The organism is Pseudoalteromonas sp. T1lg48 (assembly GCF_002964785.1).
GTDB lineage: Bacteria > Pseudomonadota > Gammaproteobacteria > Enterobacterales > Alteromonadaceae > Pseudoalteromonas.
This window is the reverse complement of the sequence record NZ_PQCC01000013.1, coordinates 69,140-95,161: the sequence shown is the minus strand read 5'-3', so window position 1 is coordinate 95,161 and position 26,022 is coordinate 69,140. Positions and strand designations below refer to the sequence as shown.

Annotated in this window: 23 protein-coding genes and 3 tRNA genes; 17 read left to right on the top strand and 9 right to left on the bottom strand. The window is 49.8% G+C overall.

What is annotated here, in order from left to right; translation table 11 throughout:
• Positions 1-671 precede the first annotated feature (671 nt).
• The 3 genes from C2M29_RS09230 to C2M29_RS09220 form a co-directional block, all read right to left on the bottom strand.
• On the bottom strand, positions 672-1,187 hold the full coding sequence (locus C2M29_RS09230; protein WP_105189508.1) for a hypothetical protein: 516 nt from the start codon (positions 1,185-1,187) through the stop codon (positions 672-674).
• Between the two features lie 95 nt (positions 1,188-1,282).
• Positions 1,283-2,668 carry a class II fumarate hydratase gene (locus C2M29_RS09225; RefSeq protein ID WP_105189507.1) on the bottom strand — a complete coding sequence of 462 codons (1,386 nt, stop codon included), beginning with the start codon at positions 2,666-2,668 and terminating at the stop codon, positions 1,283-1,285.
• Positions 2,669-2,744: 76 nt separating this feature from the next.
• On the bottom strand, positions 2,745-3,218 hold the full coding sequence (locus tag C2M29_RS09220; protein WP_105189506.1) for a Dps family protein: 474 nt from the start codon (positions 3,216-3,218) through the stop codon (positions 2,745-2,747).
• Positions 3,219-3,502: 284 nt separating this feature from the next.
• Between C2M29_RS09220 and C2M29_RS09215 the strand changes: the two genes are divergently transcribed.
• Positions 3,503-3,700, top strand: coding sequence for a hypothetical protein (locus C2M29_RS09215; RefSeq protein ID WP_105189514.1), 198 nt, complete (start codon positions 3,503-3,505; stop codon positions 3,698-3,700).
• Here the strand turns inward: C2M29_RS09215 and C2M29_RS09210 are convergent.
• Together C2M29_RS09210 and C2M29_RS09205 are read right to left on the bottom strand one after the other, a co-directional pair.
• Positions 3,697-4,296, bottom strand: coding sequence for an esterase/lipase family protein (locus C2M29_RS09210; protein ID WP_105189505.1), 600 nt, complete (start codon positions 4,294-4,296; stop codon positions 3,697-3,699). The two genes, C2M29_RS09215 and C2M29_RS09210, sit on opposite strands and share 4 nt — an antisense overlap.
• A 50-nt stretch (positions 4,297-4,346) precedes the next feature.
• A complete protein-coding gene (locus C2M29_RS09205) occupies positions 4,347-4,892 on the bottom strand; it encodes a YaeQ family protein (RefSeq protein ID WP_105189504.1) in 546 nt (181 codons plus the stop codon).
• Positions 4,893-5,105: 213 nt separating this feature from the next.
• On the opposite strand from C2M29_RS09205, the gene ylqF reads away from it, so the two are divergent.
• The 3 genes from ylqF to C2M29_RS09190 all read left to right on the top strand — a co-directional run bounded on the left by ylqF (position 5,106) and on the right by C2M29_RS09190 (position 7,938).
• A complete protein-coding gene (ylqF, locus tag C2M29_RS09200; protein ID WP_105189503.1) occupies positions 5,106-6,059 on the top strand; it encodes a ribosome biogenesis GTPase YlqF in 954 nt (317 codons plus the stop codon).
• 426 nt (positions 6,060-6,485) lie between these two features.
• On the top strand, positions 6,486-7,268 hold the full coding sequence (locus C2M29_RS09195; RefSeq protein WP_105189502.1) for a VOC family protein: 783 nt from the start codon (positions 6,486-6,488) through the stop codon (positions 7,266-7,268).
• A gap of 4 nt (positions 7,269-7,272) precedes the next feature.
• Complete coding sequence (locus C2M29_RS09190) at positions 7,273-7,938, top strand: SDR family oxidoreductase (protein WP_105189501.1); 666 nt, start codon at positions 7,273-7,275, stop codon at positions 7,936-7,938.
• Here the strand turns inward: C2M29_RS09190 and C2M29_RS09185 are convergent.
• Both C2M29_RS09185 and C2M29_RS09180 read right to left on the bottom strand, forming a co-directional pair.
• Positions 7,927-9,795, bottom strand: coding sequence for a M48 family metallopeptidase (locus tag C2M29_RS09185; protein WP_158684695.1), 1,869 nt, complete (start codon positions 9,793-9,795; stop codon positions 7,927-7,929). The two genes, C2M29_RS09190 and C2M29_RS09185, sit on opposite strands and share 12 nt — an antisense overlap.
• Positions 9,796-9,797: 2 nt before the next feature.
• Positions 9,798-10,385: a LemA family protein gene (locus tag C2M29_RS09180; protein ID WP_105189499.1), complete on the bottom strand. Its 588-nt coding sequence runs from the start codon at positions 10,383-10,385 to the stop codon at positions 9,798-9,800.
• Between the two features lie 118 nt (positions 10,386-10,503).
• Here C2M29_RS09180 and C2M29_RS09175 point away from each other — a divergent pair, with 118 nt between their 5' ends.
• The 3 genes from C2M29_RS09175 (at position 10,504) to C2M29_RS09165 (ending at position 13,782) form a co-directional block, all read left to right on the top strand.
• Positions 10,504-10,857 carry a hypothetical protein gene (locus C2M29_RS09175; protein ID WP_105189498.1) on the top strand — a complete coding sequence of 118 codons (354 nt, stop codon included), beginning with the start codon at positions 10,504-10,506 and terminating at the stop codon, positions 10,855-10,857.
• Positions 10,850-13,180, top strand: a complete 2,331-nt coding sequence (locus tag C2M29_RS09170) for a fatty acid cis/trans isomerase (RefSeq protein ID WP_105189497.1) — start codon at positions 10,850-10,852, stop codon at positions 13,178-13,180. Before C2M29_RS09175 ends, C2M29_RS09170 begins: the two co-directional genes overlap by 8 nt.
• A gap of 98 nt (positions 13,181-13,278) precedes the next feature.
• Complete coding sequence (locus C2M29_RS09165) at positions 13,279-13,782, top strand: hypothetical protein (protein WP_105189496.1); 504 nt, start codon at positions 13,279-13,281, stop codon at positions 13,780-13,782.
• Between the two features lie 135 nt (positions 13,783-13,917).
• Here the strand turns inward: C2M29_RS09165 and C2M29_RS09160 are convergent, their stop codons facing one another.
• Positions 13,918-14,556: a peroxiredoxin-like family protein gene (locus C2M29_RS09160; RefSeq protein ID WP_105189495.1), complete on the bottom strand. Its 639-nt coding sequence runs from the start codon at positions 14,554-14,556 to the stop codon at positions 13,918-13,920.
• 119 nt (positions 14,557-14,675) lie between these two features.
• On the opposite strand from C2M29_RS09160, the gene C2M29_RS09155 reads away from it, so the two are divergent.
• Positions 14,676-15,296 carry a dUTP diphosphatase gene (locus C2M29_RS09155; RefSeq protein WP_105189513.1) on the top strand — a complete coding sequence of 207 codons (621 nt, stop codon included), beginning with the start codon at positions 14,676-14,678 and terminating at the stop codon, positions 15,294-15,296.
• A gap of 6 nt (positions 15,297-15,302) precedes the next feature.
• Here C2M29_RS09155 and yrfG read toward each other — a convergent pair whose 3' ends face one another.
• Entirely contained in the window at positions 15,303-15,956 is a 654-nt protein-coding gene (gene yrfG, locus C2M29_RS09150) for a GMP/IMP nucleotidase (protein WP_105189494.1), read from the bottom strand.
• Positions 15,957-16,017: 61 nt separating this feature from the next.
• Between yrfG and nudE the strand changes: the two genes are divergently transcribed.
• From nudE to C2M29_RS09105, 9 genes are all read left to right on the top strand, one after another.
• Positions 16,018-16,569, top strand: a complete 552-nt coding sequence (gene nudE / locus C2M29_RS09145) for an ADP compounds hydrolase NudE (RefSeq protein ID WP_105189493.1) — start codon at positions 16,018-16,020, stop codon at positions 16,567-16,569.
• Positions 16,570-16,603: 34 nt separating this feature from the next.
• The gene (gene cysQ / locus C2M29_RS09140; protein WP_105189492.1) at positions 16,604-17,407 is read left to right on the top strand and encodes a 3'(2'),5'-bisphosphate nucleotidase CysQ; all 804 of its coding nucleotides are present in this window, start codon (positions 16,604-16,606) and stop codon (positions 17,405-17,407) included.
• Between the two features lie 167 nt (positions 17,408-17,574).
• A tRNA-Met gene (locus C2M29_RS09135) sits at positions 17,575-17,651 on the top strand.
• 151 nt (positions 17,652-17,802) lie between these two features.
• Positions 17,803-17,879: transfer RNA gene (locus tag C2M29_RS09130), tRNA-Met, on the top strand.
• A gap of 43 nt (positions 17,880-17,922) precedes the next feature.
• Positions 17,923-17,999: transfer RNA gene (locus C2M29_RS09125), tRNA-Met, on the top strand.
• 539 nt (positions 18,000-18,538) lie between these two features.
• A complete protein-coding gene (gene fusA / locus C2M29_RS09120) occupies positions 18,539-20,626 on the top strand; it encodes an elongation factor G (RefSeq protein ID WP_105189512.1) in 2,088 nt (695 codons plus the stop codon).
• A gap of 255 nt (positions 20,627-20,881) precedes the next feature.
• Positions 20,882-22,471: an alkaline phosphatase gene (locus C2M29_RS09115; protein ID WP_105189491.1), complete on the top strand. Its 1,590-nt coding sequence runs from the start codon at positions 20,882-20,884 to the stop codon at positions 22,469-22,471.
• Between the two features lie 12 nt (positions 22,472-22,483).
• Positions 22,484-24,271, top strand: a complete 1,788-nt coding sequence (locus C2M29_RS09110; RefSeq protein ID WP_105189490.1) for an alkaline phosphatase — start codon at positions 22,484-22,486, stop codon at positions 24,269-24,271.
• Positions 24,272-24,481: 210 nt separating this feature from the next.
• A complete protein-coding gene (locus tag C2M29_RS09105; protein WP_105189489.1) occupies positions 24,482-25,219 on the top strand; it encodes a hypothetical protein in 738 nt (245 codons plus the stop codon).
• The last annotated feature ends 803 nt before the right edge of the window (positions 25,220-26,022 follow it).

The following is a 26,022-nucleotide window of genomic DNA, read 5'->3' as shown; positions in this document are numbered from 1 at the left end:
GATGATAGTGTGGCATTTGCCATGTGAAAGTAGAACATCGTCAGGGCCTTATTAAAGAAACCCGTTGCAGCAATGCAGCGGGTTTTTTGCTTTCTGGGGGTTAGGTTTTTTGCCAATGCCTAGCTGTAACGTCATATCCTCAGCTAATCTCATTCGTTCCCCACACCCTATCTAATAAATGAGATGGTTGATTGTGGTTTTAAAAATACATCCTTGTAGCTTGGTTACATCGCGCATCCCTGCGCTCACCTCCTCGTGCTGCGACGATACTTAATCGTCGGTCACTCGTCGCCTAATTAAATAAACCCGTTGCAGTAATACAGCGGGCTTTTTGCGTTTGGGGTCAAATTCGCCAGGCTGTGGGTGAGGTACTAGTCTGGCATATTATTAATGCTAAGAGCTAACGCTGCTTTTCTTGGTATTAATGGAGTTAACTTGTTAGGCTATTAAGGATGATAGAGAACAAGGTAGAGGTTGTTGTGATAGCACTAGGTGCATATTTATTGGTGTTTGCACTATTTGGGGTGGCTGCCACGTATTTTGCTAAGTTTCTGTACTTTCAATGGCGTCACCAAGAAATGCGGCCCCGATATATTATCAGAGCCTTACTGTGTCTCTTGGCGATTATTGTATTGTCGTTGCTTTTGAGTTTGTTCGGTTACTGATTGCCACTAGTAAACCGAAGAAGATGAGCCCTGAATTTTAACGCACTGGGACTGTTGGCACTGAGTTGATGGACGCATTAGGTGTTCACAAATGCTGACCGCACCCGTCTTGAGGTTAAACTGACGCTCTTGCACCGTGATTGCTTCTGCCAATGCTTTGACCTGCTCTGCATCTGCAGTCTTAGTTGAGAATACGAGGTATTCATTTGCACCACCGCAAGCCCTGCTGCCGACAGCAACCACCTGGCATTGTTGACTCGTATCACAGCTTTTATCTGCTGTGAGTTCATGGATCTGCCGATAACCTTGCGCGATGGATTCTTTGGTAGCGGTGATATTCGGGTTTTCCACACGTACGCTCTGCTCGGCTACGGCCAGCTGTTTAGGCGTCGGCTTAAGCTGAGTTTCAAGCTGTGGAGGCTGTGTAGTGTCGTTTGCGGCAACGGCCTGAGTGTCTTTTGGGCTATTGCTATTACAGGCGCTTAACGCCAGCGCCGCGATGGCTATAAATGATAATCGCATAATCTACTTATTTTAGTGTTGATGATGATTACCATCATACTGACATTTCTGTCGCGCGCAAATGCTCGTATTTTAGTCTCCCTAAAATGGTGACGCTAGTTTTGAATGCCACCCTCAGTGAGTTTTCTGGGATCAAGTAACGCCACCAATTCTTCATAGGGAATGTCCGTTTCGGCGGCGGCAACATCAAGTATGGCGCGCTTTTCAGCATAGGCTTTTTTGGCGATTTGTGCCGCCTTTTCATAGCCTATAAGTGGGTTAAGAACGGTAACTAAAATAGGGTTCTTAGCCAAAGAGCGGGTAAGGTTTTCTTCTTGCACCTTGAAGCTGGCGATTGCCTTGTCGGCTAGTGCTACACTGCTGTTACTGAGCAACTCGATGCTTTGCAATATGTTATAGGCGATCACCGGCAACATAACATTAAGCTCGAAGTTGCCAGACTGCCCGGCTACCGTGATGGTAGTATCGTTACCTATCACCTGTGCTGCAGCCATGGTGGTTGCTTCTGGGATCACTGGATTGACTTTGCCGGGCATAATCGATGAGCCGGGTTGCAGGGCTTCCAGTTCAATTTCCGCTAGCCCGCCAAGTGGGCCCGAGTTCATCCAACGTAAGTCATTGGCTATTTTCATCAGCGCCACGGCGACGGTTTTCAGTTGCCCGGAAACGGCCACCACTGAGTCCTGAGTTGAAATATGAAAGAAGGGGTTATCTCCGGCGCTGAAGTTAACCCCGGTTTGCTTGGTCATTTCTTTGGCAAAGTGCGCGGCAAAGTGTGGATCGGCGTTAATACCTGTGCCGACCGCAGTGCCTCCTTGGGCAAGCTGTAAAAGTGCTGCTGCACTTTGACTGATATGGCTTCTGGCGGTGCTAATTTGCGTGTGCCAGGCGGACATGCTTTGTGCAAAGGTGACCGGCATGGCATCCATAAGGTGAGTGCGACCGGTTTTTACCAGGTCGCCGACCTGCTCTATCTTTGCCGCGATCACCGCCTCAAGATGGTCAAGGGCTGGCAACAACTCTTGTTCAATGGCAATGGCGCTACTGACATGGATAGCCGTTGGGATCACATCGTTGGAGCTTTGCCCCATATTAACCTGATCATTAGGGTGTACTTTTTTGCCTAGCAGGGCGGAGGCGCGAGTGGCAATCACCTCATTGGCGTTCATATTAGTGCTGGTACCAGAGCCAGTTTGGAATACATCTACCGGGAAGTGTTCTAAATGTTGACCGGCTATTATTTCACTGCAAGCCTTGGCGATAGCGGAACTGGTTTTTGCATCTAAATAGCCGAGTTTTTGATTTACCTTAGCCGCCGCGCGTTTGATGTGTGCCAAAGCAGTAATAAAGCGGCTCGGCATGGTCAGTGAGCTGATTTTAAAGTTATTTACGGCGCGCTGCGTTTGCGCTTGATAGAGTGCGTCGGCGGGGACTTTGAGTTCACCCATGCTATCGTGTTCGCTGCGGTAAGTGAGGTCCATGCTCTGCTCCTGAAGGCTGGTAAAGGTGGTTGTTCAACAAAGCTAGACGGATACCTCCGTCTAGCCTGATGGGGAATTAATCAAGATAGGCTTTAAGCATCCACACCAGCTTTTCCTGCTCTTTGATGTAGTCACTCATCAATGCCGCCGTGCCTTCGTCTTCGTTCTCACTGGCGTCGACGAGAATATTACGCTGCATCTTGATTAAGGTGCTGTAACCATCGAGCAGGTTTTGCACCGCTTGGCCACCGTCACAGATGTTTTTAGCCTCGTTGATCTGGCTCAGCTCGATATAATCTGTAAACGCATGCAGTGGCTCACCACCAAGGGTAAGAATGCGTTCGGCGATTTCATCGACCTTCTCTAATAATAGGTTGTAGATTTCTTCAAATTTGACGTGCAGTTCGAAAAAGTCGCGGCCTTTTATATTCCAATGAAAGCCTCGGGCGTTCATGTATTGAATTTGATAGCAGCTCAGTAAACGGTTGAGCTCATCGATGATGGTTTCTGTTTCTTGAGTATCCAATCCAATAGCATTTACTTGCGACATAGCTGTCTCCTTTGCGTTTAGAAGTTGTACTTCAGTATGGCGTAAAGCCTCTTAATAACAAGCGGATAAAATCGATTTAAGCAATCACATAAAATGATTTGCATGCGCTTGTAGCTAATGACATGGGCATGATTTGTGCCAAAAACAAGGTCGCAATGGTGAAATATTGATCTATCGCAAAAGCGATTTCGGTGCTTAAAAAAGCCGCAGTGAAAATTGATTTAGCGCAATATTTGTATGCACTCAGGGGTCATAATCTGAGCATCGACATAGGAGATGTGGTTATGAATAAATCGAAAAAAGCAGAAATCACCGTGTGTGTTATTGCCGTACTCACCTTTGTAATTGGTTTAGTGGGCCACCTTGCCGGAGCCAGCTACGCAAATTCTGATGCCTTTGGCATGATTGCCGCACCGATCCCGCTAGTGGTGGGAATTATCGCGGTTATTGCGTATAAGATTGCCGCTGCGGCCGAGAACTAATCTTCTTGCAGCTGGTCAAGGATATAGGCAACGACCTTACGGGAGTAAATTAGGCTGGTGTGGCTAAGGTGAAATACCTTGTGCTGTGCCATGCCATTGAGCTTGGTTTCATCGACCTTGACCGTACCATCGCATGGATGACCCTGCTCAAACAGGGGTAACAGGCCAAGGGGTAAATCACCGGCTATGCTATAGAGCTTGGCGTTAAAGGGCCAGTCCTGGTTCTCGCTGGCCAGATACTCCAGACTGTTCTTTAACAGTCCTTGCATGCCCTTTTGCTGCATATGATGGACTATTTTGGCGCCCTTATGCGGCGTGCCCAGGGTAAATACTTTTTTTACCTGCTTTACTTGAGGGAAATCCTGGCTGAGATAATGCCGTGCTATCAGGCCCCCCAAAGAGTGGCAGACAAAGGCGCAATTCTGCTCGCCAATAAAGTCATTGATGCGGGTGAAAATCTCGTCGGTGTTCGGATCTAAGGTGTTATAAGAAAGGTTAAGTATGTCATAGCCGTGTTTTTTCAGCCGTGCGCACAGCGGTCGCATAACAAAACCCGACATATACAAGCCATGTAAAACTACTACCTTGCTGATCATACTTATCCTTACCAACGCTTTGACGAACGTCGTGTCCCAGTTTTGGCAATTTAGCCCTGACCTTGTAACCAGGTCAAGGTAATTTGCAGCGTTTGCTCTTGATTGCTAACCCATACCTCGGCGTCTTCTATACTAATAGTCAAGTCAACACTGCGCGAGGCCATGGCCGCTAACTGCTGAGTTTCGTCATAGTTTAAGCTCACTACGCGGAGGTTTTTAAACTGGCTTAACTTCTGCTGGTTCTTCTGCCACCAAATGTCCTGGTTGTTTTCCCCATAGGCATAAAGCACCACCTCTTTGGCACGGGTGCAGGCCTTTTTCAAACGCTTTTCATCCGGTAGACCAAGATCGATCCACAGGCTAATGCTGTCATCCATCTCTCGTTGCCATAATTCCGGCTCGTCTTCAGCGCACAGGCCCTTGGTAAACTGCAGCTCTTCATTGGCGTGTAAAGCAAAGGCCAACAGACGGATCATAAGTCGTTGCTCGGTTTCCGAGGGATGTTGGGCAACGGTTAAAGGGTATTCTTGATAATGGTGGCGATTCATATCACTGATATTGAGACGCGCTTTAATTATGGTGGCCTTTAATGCCATAACAACTACTTCCTGGGCGAGCAAAGCGGGCAGTATACACGCTCGTCTGGTGATTTGCTTTAGCTCGTTGGCAGGCAAAGTCGTGAAACTCGGCGCCGGCGATAGTACAATAGGGAATATTGGTAAGGTTGCATGCGTAACTTTGGCGCTCAAAGCGGTGCTTTATGACGGTGCATCGGCAACTGCCTGATTAAATATAAGGTTATAAAGCGAATGAGTAGAGCAGGAATTCAATGGTTTCCGGGCCATATGAACAAGGCGCGTAATGAAATAAAAGAAATCATGCCGCAGATGGATGTGATTATTGAAGTGCTGGATGCGCGTATTCCCTATAGCAGCGAAAACCCCATGGTGGGTGCACTGCGTGGCGATAAGCCGGTGATCAAGATCCTTAATAAGGCCGATCTGGCCGACCCGCAGATGACCACCCAATGGCTCAATTACCTTGAGCAGGAAAGTGGCGTTAAGGCTCTACCCTTAGAGCATGATAAGGCCGCTCAGGTAGGCAAAATTGTTGAGCTATGCAAAAAGCTGGTGCCACACAAGGTGGGTGCCGATAAACAAATTAAAGCCATGATCATGGGTATTCCCAATGTCGGCAAGTCGACTTTGATCAATACCCTGGCAGGACGTATCGTCGCGAAAACAGGCAACGAACCGGCAGTGACCAAGGCGCAACAGCGGATAAAAATCGATGATGGCATCATGCTATATGATACCCCGGGAATGTTGTGGCCTAAGGTTGAGAATGAAAACTCCGGCTATCGCTTAGCGGCCACCGGCGCCATTCGCGATACCGCCATCGACTATGAAGAAGTGGCCAGCTACACCGCCGAATATTTGCTGCAGGCCTACCCTCAGTTGCTGATTGACCGTTACAAGGTCAACCCCTTACCCGAGCATGATTATGACTTTATGCTGGCGGCGGGCAAAAACCGTGGCTGTATTCGCGGTGGCAACCAGGTTGATTTGCATAAGTTCTCGGAGATCCTAATCAATGAGCTGCGCGATGCGGTGCTTGGCCGGGTGAGCATGGAAACGCCGCAGATGCGTGAACAAGAAGAGCTGATGGTGGCCGAATTACGTGCCGCCGCCGAGGCCAAGAAGGCCGCCAAGGAAGAGGAAAAGCGTCAACGACGTGCCCGGGCCCGTAAAAACCGCCGCTAGTACGTAACCACCAACTTAAAGACATAAAAAAAGCCCGAAAGGGCTTTTTTGTTTTCATATCTACCGTCACCGATATGAGCAATGTAGCAAGTAAAATGTAGTGCGGTTGATGGGGTCGCCATATCAAGGGGCGTTGAATAAAGGCGCCATCAACCTGTGCCTTACGGGCGCTAAACGTGTTTCAGGGTCGTGAAACAAATTTTCAGTAACAAAGAGATGACATCAGCCCTCACTTGTTGAGATTGATTATCAATTAGAATTAGAGGCTAGTCAATAGTTAATGCAAATAATTCTCAATTGAATTTCTGTGTCTTTTTATGCTTAACTCGTTTAAGGTTAATGTGTAATAGTTGAGCATTAGAATTATTGCTCCATGCCCTAGCGATTACGCTATGGTTATAAAAACAATAAACGGGATGAACTAGTATGAGTCGTGACAATTATGCGCAAGGACATTTTTGCTGGGTGGAGCTTTGCTCTACCGATTGGCAAAAAGGCAAAGCTTTTTACGGTGAGCTTTTCTCTTGGTCGGCAGAAGACCAACCCATAGGGGAAGACGTGTATTACACCATGCTGCAAAAACAGCAAGAGGATATTGCCGCTATGTATCAGATGCCCGCCGACCAACAGGCGCAGGGGGTGCCAAGCTATTGGTTAAGCTACATTGCCGTTGACGATGTCGACACCAAAGCCGCCGCCGCTAAAGAATTAGGGGCCAGTATAGTGCATGGTCCTCATGAAGTGCCCGGTGCCGGTAAAATGGTGCTGTTATGCGATCCCGGCGGAGCCATGATTGCCCTATGGCAGGGTCAGGGCCATAAGGGGTCGCAACGTAAGAATGAAGCTAACACTCCTTGTTGGTTTGAGCTGGCCACCCGGGATATGCGTGCCAGTGCCGAGTTTTATCATCAACTGCTGGGCTGGCATACGGAGTCGCGGCCAATGGACGGCATGGAATACACGGTCCTGAGTGTTGATGGCGAGGAAATTGGCGGCATGTTGGCAATGAACGAGCAATGGCCGGATGACATTCCATCTCATTGGATGGTGTATTTTCAAGTTGATAACTGTGATGAGCAGGTGGAGCTGGCGAAAAGCCTCGGCGCCGAGATTTGCGTTCAACCTACAGATATCCCGGATATAGGTCGCTTTAGCGTGATGAGTGATCCTCAAGGTGCGGTTTTTTCAATTATTCAACTCGAAGGATAACGCCATGACACAACATGTGGTGATTACCGGTGCCAATCGTGGCATCGGCCTGGAATTGGCCAAGCAATATGTGAGTGCCGGCGCCGAGGTGACGGCCGTGGTACGTCAAAGCAGTGAAGAGCTCGATGCATTAGGTGTCAATGTCATCTCCGGCATTGATATTTGCCAACCCGAGCAAGTGCAGCTCCTGGCGGCGCAAATGGGCAACAAGTCCATAGATATACTGATCAACAACGCCGGGGTACTGCACAATGAAACCCTGGCCGAGATGGACTTTGCGGCGATAGAGCAGCAGTTTGCCGTTAATGCGCTGGCGCCTTTACGCGTCACTCATGCCCTGCAGCATTTATTACCGGCGGGCGCCAAGGTGGCGATGATCACCTCGCGCATGGGCTCCATCGCCGACAATGGTTCCGGAGGGTATATCGGTTATCGCATGTCTAAAGCGGCTTTAAACGCCGCCGCCGTGAGTCTGGCCCATGAACTTAAACCGCGCGCCGTGGCGGTTGGTCTCTTCCATCCTGGTTTTGTCCAAACCCGCATGGTGGGCTTTGCCGGCGATATCAGTCCCGAGGTGGCGGCACAGCGGCTACAACAGCGTATCGCCGAGCTGGACTTGGCCAATACCGGCGGCTTTTGGCATGCCAATGGTGAGCGCTTACCCTGGTAAGCTGCTCACTAGCTCACTGTCCACATTTAGGCAGGCGGCGAGGGTATAGAGGATCACCTGTTCGGACTCGTTGATCACGCCATCGTGACTAATACAGAGCTGACAGGCTTGGAGCAGCGCTTGTTTCTTCGCCTGCGGCAAGGCTTTCACTATGCTCAATGCCCGTTGTAAGCGGGTGACCTGGCATTGGGCATCACCATGATAGCGCATGGGCAGCTGTAAGGCTTCAGAAGCGGCATTCAGAGCCGTGGCCTGTTGCTTTTTATCACAGTGACCAAAGCTGGCAAGGGCATTAAGCAATTGTTCGCAGGCTGTGCTGACAAGCTCTTTATTAAGGCGCACTATGGTGCCGCTATTGACTTCACTTAAGGCATGGGCGCTGAGTTCGTAGAAGGACCAGGCATGAAGATCTAGGCTGCCATCTATATTGGCGATGCTTTTTAGTTTGGTTAAAAATGTTTGCAGGCCGCTTGGCGGCAAACAACGCAGTGCCCCTATGGCAACCTCCAACAGCATCAGTTTTTTACTCAAGCTGAGTGAGGTCAAAGAGCGTTCAGCCTGGTCGAATTTAAAGGCATCGACATAGGGTAAGGCAACAATCTGGTGCAGTTGTGCCTGGCGCTGTTGCCAATCCTGATGCAGGCAGAGCATCATCACTAACCACTGAGCATCCACGGGTTCATGGGCCAGGTAGCCTAGGTTGGCATCGATTCCTTCAAGTTTTATTTGATTTTCGCTGTTGCGCTGATGTCGTGCCATCTGCAACTGGCTTTGCTCATGGGCCGCCATCGTGGCGCCATGAACCGTTGTATGGGCATGGCTGCGGGGACGTTCGTTCAGTACGCCATCCCAACTCGGGTCGAGTGCCTGGATGCGCTTGGACAACGGCGGATGGGTGCTTAACCAGGACAGCCAGGGACTGAGTGCATCGGAAAAAAACAAGTGGCTATATAAGTGCGCATTGTTTTGCCTCAAGGTATTTTTGCGTGGGCTTTCGGCTATGACCAAGAGTGCTTGTGCCAGGTCGTAGGGAGCTCGGGTGAGCTCTGCTGCGCCAGCATCGGCAAGATATTCGCGCTGGCGACAGACCAAAGCCTTAATGGCGTCACCGAGTTGAGTCCCGAGCCAGCCAAACAGGGTGAGTATTAGGCCGACAAGGGCGCCAAAGCCTGCGCCATCGCCTTTCTGGCCGTGCGGGCGCGAGGCATTCATGGCGCTGTGAATGAGGTTTTCCCCGGCTTGGCCGATAAAGGTGATACCGAATAGTAAGGCTGTCATGCGTACATTGAGGCGCATATCGCCATGGCGAATATGGCTGAATTCATGAGCCACTACCGCTTGTAATTGCTCGCGACTCAGTTGTTGTAATGCACCCTGAGTAACGGCAATCACGCTGTCCTGTTTATGATAGCCTGCGGCGAAGGCATTAATGCTGGGCTGATGCGTAAGTACATAGACGCCGGGGCATGGCATACGTGCGGCGATGGCGACCTCTTCAACCACATTGAGCAACAGGCGGTGGAGTGGATCGTAACTGTTGCTTTGCACCTGCTCGCCACCGAGTTGTTGCGCAATAACATGACCGCCTTGGCGCAACTGAAAATACTTGTACAGCACAGCTATCATGATCACGCTGGCAATGCTCACCGCGAGGCCCAGGTGAAAACCGTAAACACGTCGGCTTTGATCTGGACCTTGGTAGAAGTAGGTATGTGGGTCTGTGTTATAAAACTCCATTACCCAAAGGACGGGGAAATGGATAAGTGCAATCAATGCGCTGACTGCTATAACAAACAAGGTAACCAGCAGCCAGGTTTTACGCCTAGCCTGGCGCTGGTGTTCGAAGAAGTTCTGCACGGCTAGTTAAAGGATACTTTTGGAGCCTGACGTTGTGTTTGTGGGTCTTCCAATTGCAACAATGGCGCGTCGATACCATGACCCGTCATTTTTGCGACCAGCACCGGTGGGAAGCTTTGTTTAAAGCTGTTGTATTGCATCACCGCGTCGTTATAGGCCTGACGGGCAAAAGCGATGCGGTTTTCGGTGCTGGTAAGTTCCTCACTGAGGTTAGCCATGGTGCTGTCGGCTTTTAAGTCGGGGTAATCCTCGACGCTAATTTGCAAGGCACCGAGGGCACTGCTGAGGGCGCCTTCGCTGGCCGCCAACTGTGATAGCTTAGTGGCATCGATATTGCCTTGGTGCAAGGCTTGCAGGGCACTTACCGCCTGGTTACGAGCGGCGGTGACCGCTTTTAGGGTGGTATTCTCATGGTCCAGATAGGCCTGTGCCGTGGCAACCAGGTTAGGTACCAGGTCATGACGGCGGTGTAACTGCACATCTATTTGTGCAAAGGCATTTTGAAACTCGTTCTTATACTGCACTAGATTGTTGAAGATCATTACCACGGCTATGGTGACAACAACCAGTATGATTAAAAGTACTGTCATGTGCGTTTTCCTCCCTAATTACTTGGTTAATATACCCTATCTGGTTACAAAAGCAGCCAAAACAACGACTTTTTTTGCTATGATGAGGGCAGATTATCGACTTTTTTCGGGGTTTTCCGTGGAATTATCGCAAGGCGCAGTACTTAGCCTCCCTTTGTTTTTACTCAATGACTCTCTTTATGCTCGCGACATGAATGAGCCAGATCTACTGTTGGAAGTAGAGCTGGATGAAGAACTACTGGCACATTTATGCCAAAACCCCAGTGCCGAGCAATCCGTGAGTCTGCAGCTCAGTACCTATGAATTGCGCCCACAAGCTCAATCCCTGATGTCTTGTGAGCATCAGGCCATGTTAACCCTGAGCCGAGGCCCATTATTGGCGGCGGTATTGGAGTGCAGCGATGGTCAAAGCTATGTTTCTCCTCAACTGGAGATGATGCCGACCTTTGATCTCGGTGACGATGATGAATAAATTGGCATGGATGCTGTTTCTGGTATTTTGTACCGGTTGCGCTGTATTTGGTGCCCAGAAATACGACAGCCTCTATGGTCAAGAGCTGGTGGAAAATCGCCAGCATCCTGCTTCCCTTGAGCAACAAGCGTTTTTTCAGCAAGCGGTTAAACCCGTGCTCGATAACCGCTGTGTGGTGTGTCATGGTTGTTATGATGCGCCATGCCAGCTTAAGTTATCCTCGCCCCAAGGCATAGACCGTGGCACCTCAAAAGAATTAGTGTATGACGGCACCCGGCTATTGGCGTCCGAGCCGACCCGGTTATTTATTGATGCGCACACCACGGCGCAGTGGCGCGAAAAGGGTTTTAATCCGGTGTTGAATGAGCGTCAGCAAAACCCACATGTTAATTTGATGGCCAGTGTGATGTATCGCTCTCTGGCTTTGAAGCAACAACATCCCTTACCGCGGGATGCCATTCTTGGTGAGCAGTTTGACTTTAGCCTGGACCGTGAACAGAGCTGCCCAACCATCGAAGAATTTGAAGACTATGCCAAGGATAATCCGCTGGCGGGTATGCCTTATGGTTTACCGGCCCTCAATAGTGTGGAAATGGCGGCGTTAACCAACTGGTTGCAGCAGGGGGCGCCGTTACCAGAGGCACCGGCCATCGCTGCCGAGTTGCAGGCCGAGGTAGATAAATGGGAGGCATTTCTTAATCGGGACGATCTAAAACATCGCCTGAGCGCCCGGTATATTTATGAGCATTGGTATCTGGCCAATATCTTTTTTGCCAATGTTGAACGCGGACAATTCTTTAAGCTGGTGCGCTCTAGCACGCCGCCGGGCGAGGCCATTAAGGTGATCGCTACCCGTCGTCCTTATGAAGATCCCCAGGTTGAACGTGTTTACTACCGTTTGCGCCCATCACATAGCACGGTACTGGCTAAAACCAATATTCCGCTACCGCTGAATGATGACAAATTAGCGCGTCTTCGACAGCAGTTTATCGACACCGATTACCAGGTAACCCGCTTGCCCGGTTACAGCATAGAGGTCGCCTCTAATCCGTTTAAAGCCTTTGCCGCTATTCCGGTGCGTTCTCGTTATCAATTTATGTTGGATGAGGCCGAGTTGATAATTCGTGGCTTTATACAAGGCCCTGTGTGCCGCGGACAAATAGCGCTTAACGTGATCAATGACCAGTTTTGGGTGGCCTTCGTCGACCCGCAATTTATCGGCGCCGAGCAATTCGAGCAATTTTTAATGCGCCACGAGGATGCCCTGGATATGCCGGCGCAGGAGCAAAGTAATGCGCTGCCAATCTCGAGTTGGGTAAAGTATGCGGCTAAACAAAGCGAGTTTCTAGAAGCCAAGGCGGCGCTGGCAAACGAGGTGTTTGCTGACGGTCAGCATTTAACCGCCGATATTCTCTGGCAGGGTGAAGGCCATAATGACAATGCCGCATTGACCATTTTCCGTCACTTTAACAGCGCCACCGTGGTTAAAGGTTGGGTGGGGGAGGCGCCGAAAACGGCCTGGGTCCTCGATTATTCTTTATTTGAGCGGATTCATTATCTGCTGGTGGCTGGATTCGATGTCTACGGAAATGTCGGTCATCAGTTGCTCACCCGCCTTTATATGGACTTTTTACGCATGGAAGGGGAAGACAACTTCCTGTCGTTACTGCCCGCAGAGGCACGTGCTAAGTTGCGCGCTCACTGGTATCGCCGCTCCCCGAAAAACCTGGTTGAGTTCCTTAAAGACCCGGATATTCGCTTTACCCAACCAACAGGTATCAGTTACCAAAGCGATGATGTGCAGCAGGAGCTTTATAACAAGCTGGCAGCCAAGCTGGAGCCCGTGATGAGTAAGCGTTATGACTATCGTCAGGCACCAGCTGTGTTACAGCGTCTTAATACTCTCGATAGCAAGGCGGTCAATTTGCTGCCCCAGGTTAGCTATATTCTAGTGGGCGACCAGGAGTCTGATTATCAGGCTTATACTTTGGTGCACCATAATGCCCACTACAATATCAGCAGCCTGTTGCGTGAAGAGGCGCAGCGCGCCTATGACGAGGATAAGGCCCTGGTGGTTCCGGGCTTTATCGGTGACTACCCAGAAGCTCTGTGGGTGCTCAGTGAAGCGCAGTTGCCGGCTTTTGTGCAAGGTTTAGAGCTGGTGCGCACCGAGCAACAGTACCGGGCTCTGAAAAGCCGGTTTGCGGTGCGCCGCAGCGATCCGGATTTTTGGCGCTACAGCGACCTGCTCCATCGGGTCGCAAAGCGCTATCGCGGTATCGAATATGGTTTGTTCGATTACAACCGACTGGAAAACCGCTAAGCGAGTGACATAAAAGTGTAACAATTTAACAACACTTGTTTACTTGTGTCCGTTTTGGCAAAATTACACGGCTCGTGCCTATTAGAAAGAGAATAACAATGCACTATTGGTCTATATTTTTACTTATTGTCGCCACGGCATTTACCGCCCAGGCGAATGAAAAGAAGTTGAACAAGTGTATTAGCCCCGCGGGTAAGGTGACCTATACTACGGAGCGTTGTCCGGCGGGATATCGCACCCAGGTGATGCGTGAGCAGATGTCGCTGATGCAGTTCGCGCAAAAAGCGCGTAACGCACCGGACGTAGGCCCTAAAGAAGCGGATGAAACCGATCTGGCTTTTTATTTGCGCAATAACTTTGCCCATACAGACTGGGTTGAGAACATTCACCGCAGTTATCTAGAGCAGGGTAATGCCGTGGTAGTGGTTGATACCTACCGATTGCACAAACTTGAAGGCATCTGCCAGGCCACTCAGCAATGGATTAAAGAGCATCCTCATCCTATTTTTAATCTTCAGGATATGCGCTTTGAATTTACCAGCGGTGCACCCTTTACGTCCCGTTACGTGACTCAAGGGATCTGTGATTACCGCTTAAAATAGCAGCATAAAAAAGGAGCTCAGGCTCCTTTTTTTATACCAATTCTATTAAGTCTGTGATCAGACATAGCGCTGGATAAACGCTGTGAGCATAGCATTTAGCCCGCTAGAATGATTAGCTATTTAAGTGAATTGGTATTACTGCACAGAATCCGCTGCTGCCAGCAAGAGCTGCTCGCTTAAGCGCACCTTATAGTTAGGGTTAGCATATTGAAAGTGCACGCGCGCGTCGGTATCGAGTACAAACACCGCCGGCACCGGCAGCGCCACTTTTTGCTCCCCGTCCAGAGTTACAAAATTCACACCAAGTTTATTGCGATATGCCTTGGCCACTTCATCATCGAGATAAAAAGCCAAGCCCAGTGCTTGCGTCAGTTCCAGTTGATCGTCAGAGAGGAGTTGATAATTCGCCGAGCTTATTGTGCTTTGTTGCAGCTTCTCTGGGCTGTCCGGAGACACGGCGATAATTTGAAAGCCCTTGTCGATGAGCTCTTGCTCAATCTTTTTGATATTGGCCAGCTGTTGTGAGCAGTAAGGGCACCAGCCACCACGATACACAACTAAAACCGTTGGTTTTTGTTGTAGCAGCGTATGTAAACTAACTTCCTTATTGTCGGCGCTTTTTAGCGACACCTGAGGTAAAACCAGGCCTGGCAGTATGGGGCTGACTTCAGCAGCGGAGTCGCTGATGTTGGTAATGGTGGCAGCATGTGCCAGGTGGCCGCTTAGCGCCACAGCAAGGACGAAATGCAGAGCCAATAGGGTATTTTTTAGCATGTTATCTCACGATAATCGGAATAGTGGTACCCATTAGAACGGGGAAATGGCTATTCCCTTTCACTCTGTTTGCAGTTAACGGTATGATAGGTTTATTACCCGCGAATGTGAGAGATAAAATGTCGAGTGCTGCAAAAAAAATAGCCGTTATGTTGGAAATGCAACATGCCATGAACACCAAGGTTCACGAACAATGGTTTGACCAAGGTTTTGAATGGTATCGAGCAATTTGGGTTGAGTGTGCGGAAATGCTCGATCATTACGGCTGGAAATGGTGGAAAAAGCAAACGCCCGACACTGAGCAAGTGATTTTAGAGCTGGTGGATATTTTTCACTTTGGCCTGAGCTTACGTATTGACGGTGAAACCTCATTCACCGATTTGGCCGCTGCACTTGAGCAGGAAATGGCGCAAGCACACAGAGAAGCCGACTTTAAAGCAACCTTGGAAGTGCTGGCCGCCAGTGCGGTTAATGACAAGTCGTTTAATGCCGCGGCATTCGCCGGCTGTATGCAGCAAATTGGCATGAATATCGATGACCTTTACCGTGGTTATGTGGGTAAAAACACCCTTAACTTTTTCCGCCAGGATCATGGTTATAAGGATGGCACCTATATCAAGGTGTGGCATGGTCAGGAAGACAACGAGCACCTGGTCGAAGTGGTAAAAAGCCTGGATACGGAAAATCCAGACTTTGCCCACTTGGTCTATCAGGGTTTAAAGCAACGCTACCCGGCGTAAGTAACCCTAGATGGGTAAAATATCCCGATAGTCGGTGATATTTTCATATCCAGATAGCAGGCGACTCGGTTGCTTGCTATCTGGATTAGCCACCGCCAACAGGTGGCCAATGCCGAAGCGTTTGGCAGAAGCCAACACAGCCGCACTGTCATCCACAAACAAGGTGCGTTCCTTATCAAATTTCAGATCCTGCTGCACCTGCTGCCACAGGCTTTGCTCTTCCTTACTAACACCATAATCATGGGTTGAGATAAGTTGATCCAAATACTTATCGAGCTCGGTCATCTCGACCTTCAAGCTTAAACTGTCGCGGTGGGCATTGGTGAGCAGAATCAACTCCTTACCCGCGGCCTTTAAGGCTTTGAGGAACACGATAGCATCGTCGCGAATGGAGATAAGGTGTTGTATTTCGCGCTTCAGCTCCATGATTGGCAGCTGTAATTCTTGCTGCCAATAATCCAGGCAATACCATTGCAACTGCCCCTGCACCTTTTCATAGCGTTGGGCAATAATATCGCGCGCCTCGGCTAAGCTAATTTGGTGGCGTTGGGCATAGGCCTGAGGGATAAGCTCCAGCCAAAAATGATTGTCAAAATGCAGATCCAGTAAAGTGCCATCCATATCCAAAAGCACGGTATCTATATTGGCCCAATTTGGCATAGGCTTTTCCTATTAAAACAATTATGATGAGCATAAAGGTGATAATAACAAAGTCGCGGCCATGGCAAAGAAAAAGCATCCTACTCCTCCACAAATTCTCGACACACAAGTGGTCGCTCAAAGTCGCTTGTTTACCGTCGAGGCCTTAGATTTATGTTTTTCCAATGGCGAGCAGCGCCAGTATGAACGCATTCGTGGCGGTGGCAGAGGGGCCGTGCTGATCGTACCGGTTACCGATAAAGATGAATTGATTCTGGTGCGCGAGTATTGTGCCGGTACCAATGATTACCAGTTAGGTTTCCCCAAAGGCTTGATCGACCCCGGTGAGAGTCCGGAGCAGGCGGCGGTTCGTGAGCTAAAAGAGGAAGTGGGTTTTGGTGCGCATAGCATGAAGGTCCTTAAGCAGGTGTCATTGGCGCCCAGCTATTTTAATGCGCATATGCATATTATCGCCGCCACAGAGCTCTATCCCGAGCGTTTGCCCGGTGATGAGCCCGAGCCGTTAGAGGTGGTTTACTGGCCATTATCACAGTGGCAGCAGCTCCTGGCGGAGCCAGATTTTACCGAAGCGCGAAGCGTGGCTGCTTTGCTATTATTAGTGAAGGCGTCTTAGCCGGTCTTGGGGTACATAGACAAAGGGGGTAAGGTTGCAACAATTCTTAGAGCCATGTATTGAGTTGGCTGAACAAGCAGGTTTGGCAATTATGGCGATTTATCGTCAGCCGGATATTGGTAAGCAAGTAAAATCCGATGATACGCCGGTCACTAAGGCCGATCTTGCGGCGAATGCGGTATTGGTTGCCGGTTTACAAGAATTAGCAAGCGACATCCCAATTATGTCCGAAGAAACGCCCATCCCGCCATTGGCCGACAGAAAGCACTGGCCCCGCTATTGGTTATTGGACCCCATGGATGGCACCGGTGAGTTTATCCTAGAAAGCGGTGATTTTGCCGTCAACATTGCCCTGGTTGAAAATAACCGCCCAGTTTTGGGGGTGATCCATTGGCCGGCGAAAAACATCACTTATTACGCCGCTTACCAACAGGGTGCATTTAAAAAGAGTGCCCAGGGCGTAGAACGCATCAGCGTTGCCCAACCCGACGGTTTAACGCTCGCGGTAAGCCGTAGGCAAAAGCTCGAAGCGGTTAGCCAATACCTAAACACTACCTTCGACACCGTTCCCTTGGGGTCTTGCTCATTAAAGGCCTGTATCGTCGCCGAAGGCAAGGCTGATTGCTTTATGCGCATTGGCCCCACCGGCGAGTGGGATACCGGTGCCTCGCAGGTGATAGTGGAGGAGGCGGGCGGCAGTATTACCGATGCCGAATTCAATCCATTGACCTATAATCAAAGGGAGTCGACCGAAAATCCCGACTTCATTGTCATGGGTCACCCCGATTGGGAATGGCAAAAGATGATTAGCCCGCACCAACGCTCACATCACGACTAGAATTGGTGGAAAAATCAGCATCTAGTTGCGAACTTGGCATTTAAACTTGCATTTTTACTCTTTTGCTATATTATGGCGCTCTCGCTGGCTAGGGGACACTCCTTAATACCAGCGATAGAAGCTAAATTTGTCAGTTTTTGACGACATTAAGCTTTAAAGTCTACTGGCGCGGGATGGAGCAGCCTGGTAGCTCGTCGGGCTCATAACCCGAAGGTCGTCGGTTCAAATCCGGCTCCCGCAACCAACTTCTTTTTGTTCGGTTAGAAGTCAAAAATAAACCTTCAGTCTACTGGCGCGGGATGAAGCAGGATGATAAATCATCCGTCGGACTCGCTAAACCAGAAAAAGCCGAAGGTCGTCGGTTCCCGACGAAATTCAGCCAAGACACTTACAGGCGCGGGATGGAGCAGCCTGGTAGCTCGTCGGGCTCATAACCCGAAGGTCGTCGGTTCAAATCCGGCTCCCGCAACCACTTCTTTCGAAAGCAGAAGTAAAAAAACTTTCAAGTCTACTGGCGCGGGATGGAGCAGCCTGGTAGCTCGTCGGGCTCATAACCCGAAGGTCGTCGGTTCAAATCCGGCTCCCGCAACCAATTCCTTGGTAGATTCCCTTATTATTCTCCCCTGAATCTATAATTATCGACCTCCGGTCGTCAGTTCGCTTTCAACGTTCACAGCACCCGAAACCGACGCTTAGTGTTTTCTCACTTAAAGTTTTCAAACTTAGCATCATTCGACCTAAGGTCGTCGCCACGGCGTGTCGCGTTCACATCCGGCTCCCGCAACCAATTCCTTGGTAGATTCCCTTATTATTCTCCCTTGAATCTATAATTATCGACCTCCGGTCGTCAGTTCGCTTTCAACGTTCACAGCGCTCGTAAATGACTGCTTGATATATCACAACTTCCTTGCTGTTTGTTCCCTTGGTTTTGCTAAAATTCCGGCTTTATAAGGTTTTGCTCCTATTTTCTAACATGGTGAACTAGCTGGCGACGTTTTAATCATCCGCAAATACTCGACTCGCCCAGTTTTTCTAAATTTGATTGCATTTTAAGCGGTTTCAATGATGATGTTCGCCACAAGAGGTGATATACTCCCGCCGAATAATTTTTCGACCAATCAGAGTATAGAAATGGCAGATTTATCCAAATACAGAAACATTGGTATTTTCGCGCACGTTGATGCGGGTAAAACTACCACCACTGAGCGTATTCTTAAGCTCACCGGTAAAATCCACAAAACCGGTGAAGTACATGACGGTGAATCAACTACCGACTTCATGGAGCAGGAAGCAGAGCGTGGTATCACAATCCAGTCAGCAGCCGTAACATGTGAGTGGAAAGGTCACCGCCTAAACGTAATCGACACTCCTGGACACGTTGACTTCACAGTTGAAGTATACCGTTCATTGAAAGTACTAGACGGTGGTATCGGTGTATTCTGTGGTTCTGGTGGTGTTGAGCCACAATCAGAAACCAACTGGCGTTATGCGAACGAATCAGAAGTAGCACGTGTTATCTTCGTAAACAAACTAGACCGTATGGGTGCTGACTTCTATCGCGTAGTTGGTCAAGTAGAAAAAGTACTTGGTGCTAACCCACTAGTTATGACTCTACCTATCGGTATCGAAGATCAGTTCTGTGGTGTTGTAGACGTACTAGAGAAGAAAGCGTACGTTTGGGACGAGACAGGTCTTCCTGAGAACTACGAAGTACAAGACGTTCCAGCTGACATGGTAGACAAAGTTGAAGAATACCATGAGATGCTAATCGAGACTGCTGTTGAGCAAGACGATGACCTAATGGAAGCCTACATGGAAGGTGAAATGCCTTCTATCGAGCAGATCAAAGCGTGTATCCGTAAAGGTACTCGTGATCTAGCCTTCTTCCCGACTTTCTGTGGTTCTGCGTTCAAGAACAAAGGTATGCAACTAGTACTAGATGCTGTTGTTGATTACCTACCAGCTCCAACTGAAGTTGATCCTCAGCCTCTAACTGATCCTGAAACTGGTGAGCCTACTGGTGAAGTAGCAACTGTTTCTGCAGACGAGCCACTAAAAGCGCTTGCGTTCAAAATCATGGACGACCGTTTCGGTGCACTTACCTTTATCCGTATTTACTCAGGCCGCATGAAGAAGGGTGACACCATCCTTAACTCTGCTACTGGTAAAACTGAGCGTATCGGCCGTATGGTTGAGATGCAAGCGGACGAGCGTACTGAACTTACCGAAGCACAAGCCGGTGACATCATCGCTGTTGTAGGTATGAAGAACGTACAAACAGGTCACACTCTTTGTGATCCTAAGCACGAATGTACACTTGAAGCGATGATCTTCCCTGATCCAGTAATCTCAATCGCTGTTGCTCCTAAGGACAAAGGCGGTAACGAGAAAATGGGTGTTGCTATCGGTAAAATGGTTGCAGAAGATCCTTCTTTCCAAGTTGAAACTGACGAAGATTCAGGTGAAACCATCCTTAAAGGTATGGGTGAACTACACCTAGACATCAAGGTAGACATCCTTAAGCGTACTTACGGTGTAGACCTAGTTGTTGGTCAGCCTCAGGTTGCTTACCGTGAAACTATCACTCAAGAAGTTGAAGATAGCTACACGCACAAGAAGCAGTCTGGTGGTTCTGGTCAGTTCGGTAAGATCGACTACCGCATCAAGCCAGGTGAGCAAAACTCAGGCTTCACTTTCACTTCATCAGTTGTTGGTGGTAACGTTCCTAAGGAATTCTGGCCAGCAGTTGAGAAAGGTTTCGCGTCAATGATGCAGGAAGGTGTACTTGCAGGCTTCCCAGTACTAGACGTTGAAGTTGAGCTATTCGACGGTGGTTTCCACGCAGTTGACTCATCAGCAATCGCGTTCGAAATCGCTGCTAAAGGCGCATTCCGTCAGTCTATCCCTAAAGCGGGCCCTCAGCTTCTTGAGCCAATCATGAAAGTTGACGTGTTCACTCCGGAAGACAACGTGGGTGACGTAATCGGTGACCTTAACCGTCGTCGTGGTATGATCAAAGACCAAGAAGCTGGCGCTATGGGCGTTCGCATCAAGGGTGAAGTACCACTATCTGAGATGTTCGGTTACATCGGCCACCTACGTACTATTACTTCTGGTCGTGGTCAGTTCTCTATGGAGTTCTCACACTACGCACCTTGTCCGCAAAACGTAGCGGAAGAAGTAATCGCAGCTGAAAAAGCGAAAAAAGAAGCTAAGTAATTAGTCATCTTTTTTATCGAAAAACCCAAGCTTAATGCTTGGGTTTTTTTATGGCCGCGTTTTACCCCAGGGTGCCAACGAATGACTTATTAGTGTCATATTTCTATCATTTCAGAGTCAACAAACAGTTATTTTTTAGCAACATTCGTTCTCTACAGTATTGGCAGCAGTAAGGAAGCCCCTTGCTCTCAAGCATCAGCGCCGCAGAGCCGCGTCTCTATCCAGCGCTACTTAACCAATACTCGGGAACAAATCATGAAAGTGACAAAGTTAGCCCTTGCTACATCAGTGGCTTTGGCCCTATCAAGCCAAGCTTTTGCAGGTGTCATGCCTGCGGCGCAAGTCAATAGCCAGTGGTATCAAGCCGACCAAGATAAGCTGAACGCCAAGCAACAGCAGGCCACCTTAGAGAAAAAAACCAAAGCTAAAAACGTTATCCTCTTTGTCGGTGACGGCATGGGTATTTCTACCCTGACCGCAGCGCGTATTCTGCAAGGCCAAAACAATGGCAAGCTGGGTGAAGAAGGTTACCTCAGCTTCGAGCAATTCCCCTATTCGGCGCAAGTGAAAACCTATAACGTTGATGCCCAGACCCCGGATTCTGCGGGCACCATGACCGCCATGGTATCGGGTGTAAAAACCGACGTGGGTGTGATCGGTGTGGATGAAGACGTTGAGCGCGGTAACTGTGAAACGGTTGTCGGCAATGAACTGGTGACGGCCCTTGAGCTGGCGGAAATCCGCGGTCTAAGCACGGGTGTTATCTCAACGGCACGTATTACCCATGCAACGCCGGCGGCGACCTATGCCAAGTCGGCCGACCGCAACTGGGAAGATGTGTCAGACATGCCAGAAGAAGCCATCGCCGCGGGCTGTGAGGATATCGCTTCGCAGTTGGTTAACTTTGAAAAGAATTTAGAAGCGCGCTTCCTGGGTACCGATGTCGATGGTATCGAAGTGGTCATGGGGGGCGGTCGCCGTCACTTCTTACCGAAAGACGAAGCCTTTAACAGCGACGATGCCCGCAGTACGGTTGAAGGGGATCGCACCGATGGCCTGGATTTAACTGCACAATGGCAAGAACAATACGAAAACGGTGTGTATGTCTGGGATCGTGCCGGCTTTGACGCCATTGACGCGGATGCCGAGCGTGTATTTGCACTGTTCAACGAATCACATATGCAGTATGAAGCGGACCGCGGCAGCGATATCTCTGGCGAGCCTTCATTGTCGGAAATGACCGAAAAGGCCATTGATATCCTTGATAACAACGACAAGGGCTTCTTCTTAACCGTGGAGTCCGGTCGTATCGATCACGCCCACCACGCCGGTAATGCCTACAATGCCCTGCATGACACCATTGAACTCGCTAAAGCAGTGCAACTGGCGGTAGACAGCACTAACCCGGAAGAAACGCTTATCCTGGTTACGGCCGACCACAGCCATGTGTTCACCATTGCCGGTTATCCGAAGCGCGGTAACCCTATCCTGGGTCAGGTTGTTGCCGTAGGTAGCACCACACCGACCATGGCCGCCGATGGCCAGCCTTATACCACAGTGGGTTACGCCAACGGCCTTGGCTTCCGTAACCTGGGCGCCGAAACCGATGCCGATGCCAGCTACAACGATGCGCCTATGGCGGGTCGCCAGAACATCAGCGGTCTTGATACAACGGCTGCGGGTTTCCACCAAGAAGCAACCATCCCACTTAGTTCAGAAACCCATGCCGGTGAAGATATTTCCCTGCATGCCATGGGCCCAAGCGCACACTTAGCGCAGGGTGTTGTTGAGCAGAGCGTGGTTTTCCACATCATCGATTCGGCGCTTGAGCTAACCAAGCAATAAGGAATTAATATAATGAAAAAGTTAAGTTTTCTTTCTCTCGCAGTACTGGCTGCGTTAGCTGGTTGCTCGGATGATGATGCGCCAAAAACCTTGAGCCTAGACACCGCAATTCCTGTTGGTGACAGCCAATGTATCAATGGCGGTACCCTGACTCAGGTGGGTGCCGATGACAATGGCAACGGCCAGCTAGAGCAGGGCGAAGTAGACGGTAGTAAGACCGTGTGTAACCCGGTTAAAACCACATTGGACGAGTCCGAACTAGCGAGCTTAACCAGCAACCCTTGGTTTGCCGATGCGCAGCAAAAGGTGGGTCAGGCTCAGGAGCGTACCGATGCCCTGGCGACAACTCCTGCGAAAGCTAAAAACGTGATCCTGTTTGTTGGTGACGGCATGGGCGTATCGACCGTAACCGCGGCGCGTATCCTTGCCGGTCAGCTTCAAGATAAGCTCGGTGAAGAGCACCAGCTTAGCTTCGAAGCCATGCCTTATTCTGGCTTCTCAAAGACTTATAACGTTGATGCGCAAACACCGGATTCTGCCGGTACCATGACCGCCATGGCCTCGGGTGTGAAAACCGATGTGGGTGTGATTGGTGTGGCCGAAGCGGTAGAGCGCGGCAATTGTGCCTCTGTAGAGGGTAATGAACTGGTAACGGCATTAGAGCTGGCAGAAATCGCTGGCAAGTCGACCGGTGTTATCTCAACGGCGCGTATCACTCACGCCACCCCGGCGGCAACCTATGCCAAGTCGGCAGACCGTAACTGGGAAGACGTATCCGATATGCCGGCCGATGCGGTTGCCGGTGGCTGTCAGGATATCGCCATGCAATTGGTGGACTTCGAGCAGAACCTTGAAGCGCGCTTTGATGTTGATGTCGATGGCATCGAGGTCGTGATGGGCGGCGGTCGTCGTCACTTCCTACCGAAAGATCCAGCCTTTAACAGTGCCGATGCGGTTAGCAGCACCGAGGGCGATCGTACCGATGGTATCGATTTAACGGCAAAATGGCAGCAAGCCTATCCAAATGGCACCTATGTGATGGATCAGGCCGGCTTCGATGCCATTGACGCGGCGAACACGGAGCGCGTATTCGGCTTATTCAACGAGTCTCACATGCAGTACGAGCAAGACCGTGCCAATGACGTAGCCGGTGAGCCTTCGCTGGCCGAGATGACCACTAAGGCCATCGACGTGCTTGATAATAACAACGAAGGCTTCTTCCTGACCGTGGAAGCGGGTCGTATCGACCATGCTCACCATGCCGGTAATGCCTATAACGCTTTGCATGATACCGTGGCCTTTGCCGATGCGGTACAAGCGGCTATCGACAATACCAACAGTGAAGAAACCCTGATCATCGTCACCGCCGACCACAGCCACGTATTTACCATTGCCGGTTATCCTAAGCGTGGTAACCCAATCCTGGGCAAGGTTGTGGGTGTAGGCAGCAGCAAGCCAACCCTGGCCGCCGACGGTATGCCGTATACGACCTTGGGTTACACCAATGGTAATGGCTTCAAAGATCTGGGTGCAGAAACCGATGCCGACGCCGGTTATAACGGTGACATAGTGACCGGTCGCGTTGACTTGAGTGGTGTGGATACGACCGCTCCTGGTTTCCACCAAGAAGCCTTGGTGCCTATGGGCTCAGAAACACACGCCGGTGAGGATGTGGGTGTCTATGCTCAGGGTCCAGGTGCACACCTGGTAACGGGTACCAACGAGCAAAGTTACATCTTCCACGTGATGAACTATGCCGCGGATCTGGTAGAGAAAGCCGAAGCCAAATTAGCTAAGTAATAAGCCATGGGCCGAGCCGATGCTCGGCCCTGCTTATACCAATTCACTTAAATAGCTAATCATTCTAGCGGGCTAAATATCGTGCTAACTGCGTTAGAATTTTTCTATGTAGAATAACTACATAAGAAAAACTCCGCCTTGTTATCACATTATTTATCCAGCGCTATATTTGCTCACATACCTAACAGAATTGGTATTAAAGGAATGAAAATGAAGTATTTTTCCCTTGCGGCACTGTGCTGTGCCATAGGCGGTATGGCCAATGCGGCTCAAGCAGAGCAATGTGACGCCAATGCCGAGGTATTAAAGGCCGACTATCAGCAGCAACAGAGCAAGCAGAATGCCAAGGGTTTTAGCCTGTGGCGTTTGCATCAGGAAGTCGCCCATCAGGCTCTGGCTCAGGGGCTTGTTGAAAAATGGCAGCACTTGCGCAGCGGCCAGGTTCGCCCGGTGCGCTATTTTGAGCAATACCAACGGGGCATTGAATATCAGCCCGGTGAGCTTAAAGGCCAAGGGCAGGAAATTGATTGGTCTCAGAAATATCAGTTAGTGAGTAATGCCTTGCTGGAGCAGCCAGTGCGTACGCAGGGGCAGGGCTGCGAGCGTGAAGAGTTTTTTGAGCACGGCAATGAGCAGCAAAAGCTGGCCATTACCTGGCTACCCGAACTTAAGCTGGTGAAACGCATGACCCTAAGCAAGCAGGATGACCAAGGCCAATGGCAACAAGTGAACAGCCTGGAATTGCAGGGCTATCAGCTAAACCAACAACAGGTTGAGCGTCAGTTTGCCTTGTGGGACCGTTATCAAAGTACCGACTATGCGGATGTCGGCGATAACGAGCAAGATCCCTTTCTCGCGAAAATGATTAACCAGGGTTTTATCGAGCATGGCGCTTTGGGCTTTTACAGCAGTGATGGTCAGGCGCTAAAGGGTGGTCATCATCATTAGTTTTTGTCGGGCCGCCGACAAGGGCGGTCTTGTACTGCGCTGACTATCGCGGTCATGTAGGTCGGTGCTTTGCGCCGACAAAGGAAGTTACTGATAGATTTTGTCGCGTTGGGTGAGCGCGTTAAGAAAATAGTCCGGTGAACTATTTTTAGCAAGCGAACGCCTTGAGCTAGCGAAAGGCCGGGGACGGCAATCAAGCTTCATGATGAATTGCTAGTAATGCTTTTCAAATTAAGATCTTGTCGCGTTGGCGACGACAACCAAAGGGCGGTTTACGCCAACCGCCCCTTGGAACCCCAAGGCGCCCGTGATTCGCAAATGCTTCCGAACTCAGCGTTTTGTTAAGCGTTCCGCTTAGCTTTCAACACGGTTTAACGAGTCGTCCTGACTCGGTAAACCTAACTACGCAGTCCCCCTCCTCGCAGAGCTCGTCACCTTCAAGCGGCGCGAGTGAAACTGTTCACTCGCTTGTTTCCGCTTTCAGCCTATCTCGTTGTTTCAAGCACACTCCACAACAAAAGCCGATTTCTTCAGCGCGAATTTTTACGGGATTAGGCTGATACATCTGCGTTTCAATTTAGGTTAACGCAAACTGTAAGTCCGATTAGAGGGAACAGCTGATGCTCATACTTCCACCGAAATCACTTTGTATACATCCATAATCGTTGAGTTTCTCCCAAAGTCAGGAAAACGACCCAATGGGTCGTTTTTGTCGTGTCCACGTTTATAGCAACTTGGAGAAACTTCAACGCTGGTATGCACTTACTAAATCTGTTATCAATGGTCATAGGACAAAAACGAGA